The organism is Thiolapillus sp. (assembly GCF_048562965.1).
Taxonomy (GTDB): Bacteria; Pseudomonadota; Gammaproteobacteria; order Chromatiales; family Chromatiaceae; genus Thiolapillus; species Thiolapillus brandeum_A.
This window is the reverse complement of record NZ_JBHNMF010000632.1, coordinates 1-1,770: the sequence shown is the minus strand read 5'-3', so window position 1 is coordinate 1,770 and position 1,770 is coordinate 1. Positions and strand designations below refer to the sequence as shown.

Annotated in this window: 4 protein-coding genes; all 4 read right to left on the bottom strand. The window is 51.6% G+C overall.

Annotation, left to right across the window (positions count from 1 at the left end; translation table 11 throughout):
• Positions 1-53: 53 nt before the first annotated feature.
• The 4 genes from ACOCD2_RS18590 to ACOCD2_RS18575 are packed head-to-tail and all read right to left on the bottom strand — an operon-like array spanning position 54 to position 1,465.
• Entirely contained in the window at positions 54-455 is a 402-nt protein-coding gene (locus ACOCD2_RS18590) for a hypothetical protein (RefSeq protein ID WP_419596298.1), read from the bottom strand.
• Positions 456-496: 41 nt separating this feature from the next.
• Positions 497-991, bottom strand: a complete 495-nt coding sequence (locus ACOCD2_RS18585; protein ID WP_419596299.1) for a hypothetical protein — start codon at positions 989-991, stop codon at positions 497-499.
• A 45-nt stretch (positions 992-1,036) separates the two neighbouring features.
• Entirely contained in the window at positions 1,037-1,294 is a 258-nt protein-coding gene (locus ACOCD2_RS18580; protein WP_419625881.1) for a hypothetical protein, read from the bottom strand.
• Between the two features lie 45 nt (positions 1,295-1,339).
• Positions 1,340-1,465 (bottom strand): hypothetical protein, encoded by a 126-nt coding sequence (locus ACOCD2_RS18575; protein ID WP_419596115.1) that lies wholly within the window; start codon positions 1,463-1,465, stop codon positions 1,340-1,342.
• Positions 1,466-1,770: the final 305 nt, after the last annotated feature.

The window sequence follows — 1,770 nt, the reverse complement described above, 5'->3', positions numbered from 1 at the left end:
TGTTCATATCATTCTCCAGTTTGCAGCCGTCCCTGGCCGGTTGGTGGTTAACCTTATGCTATTGATGTCTCGTACGAATCGCGAACCGTAATACCGCGAACGCTAGCTAAATCCCACTGATCAAAATCAGGGGGAAGATGGCCGAACTGCGCGGCTCGGTGGGCAACCGTCCAGCCCCGGCTGTTTGCAATATCCCACTGATCGAAATCAGGGGGCAGGTGGCCATGCTCTGCGGCAGCGTGCGCAACGGAAAAACCGTTGGGGTCGGCAATCTGCCACTGATCGAAATCAGGGGGCAGGTGGCCTTTAGCTGCGGCTACGTGAGCAACAGTCCATCCCGTACTATCCGCCAGCTCCCATGCGTCAAAATCCGGGGCAAGTACTCCATTTGCGGCTAAGTGAAAAAGGCCTCTAATATCAATCTCTTGCAAAACTTGGGTGGGTGTTTGTGTCATATCATTCTCCAGTTTGGTAGCCGTCCCTGGCCGGTGGTTGGTCAGTCTTCCAGTTCTGCGCGTGCATCATCGCGCAGGGATTCCAGGCATTCCCGGATCCGCTTCACTGACGCGGTCACGCCCATATCCTCCAGCTCACTGGCCAGGTCTTTTGCCTGTCTCCTCAGCGCGGCATCGTCCGCGGGCACGTCTACATCCTGTAGAAAGATTCCCAAGGCCTCATCAGACACGGGAGGCAGGCGACCAAAGCGATAAACCGCCAGCACGTCGGGAAACTCGGATGGCTCGTTATCGAGCCGGTACTCATCGCCCAGCAAATTTTGGATAGCATAATCAGCAGCTGCCAGACTGTCATAGACGCCATGAGCGTAGCGCGCTACGTCGTCATACGTGCCCAGCCAGCCATAAGGGCAGACCTCCCTGGTCATATTTGTACGCGTGGGCTTAGTAGTGATTTCTAACCGGTCGAAATCGATGTATTTATCCGTGCGCCCGTCAGGGCCACAGTAGCGAATTTCTTCAATGTAAAATTTCATATCATTCTCCAGTTTGGTAGCCGTCCCTGGCCGGTTGGTAGTGGTTCAGTCTTTGAAATTGCTAGGAAGAGCTACGCGCATATCCTCGTAATCCTGCCGCGTGGCGACGTGGCAATGATCGCGCAGCATGTTATCAGTCAGGGATATAGGGCCCTGCCAATTGCGGTAGGAAGAGCCGCGCAGGGGTCGCGTGCATATGATCGCCATCTGCACAAACCCGGCGGGCGTGAAAAACAGCGTGCCCAGGGTGTGGCCGTGGTACAGGGCAACCGTGCCGCCGCTGATAATATCGCGTTTGTTCATAGTGTTCTCCTGTGGTTAGGCCGTCCGTGGCCGGTTGGTAGTGGTTCAGTCTTCAGCGTCGAAGATCAGGCAGTCGCCATCATCCGCGGGCAGGTCATCGATTTCGAGGCAGGCCAGGATTTCATTTTCGAGTGCCTGCACGTCTTCAGCAGTCAGGGGTTCAATAGTCATTTAATATCTCCTCGGGTTCTCGTTAATGTGGGTTAACTATAGCACTGCATTTCTGCGGTGTCAACAAGTTTTTAAACATTTTTGCAATTAATTTTCTTGGTTGCTGGGTTTGTGTCGGTTGGTCCATGAGTTACAGTATTGCATACAATGGGTAGGATTGCAAGCATTTCTGTTATTTATTTGCTGATTTGTCTGTAAATAGTTATTCTGGCAGCTAGTGATAGAGTTGATACAGTTCTCACAAAGCTCCAGCATTTTTTTTTTTTTTTTTTTTTTCCTGGAGCTATTTTTTTTTTTTTTTTTTA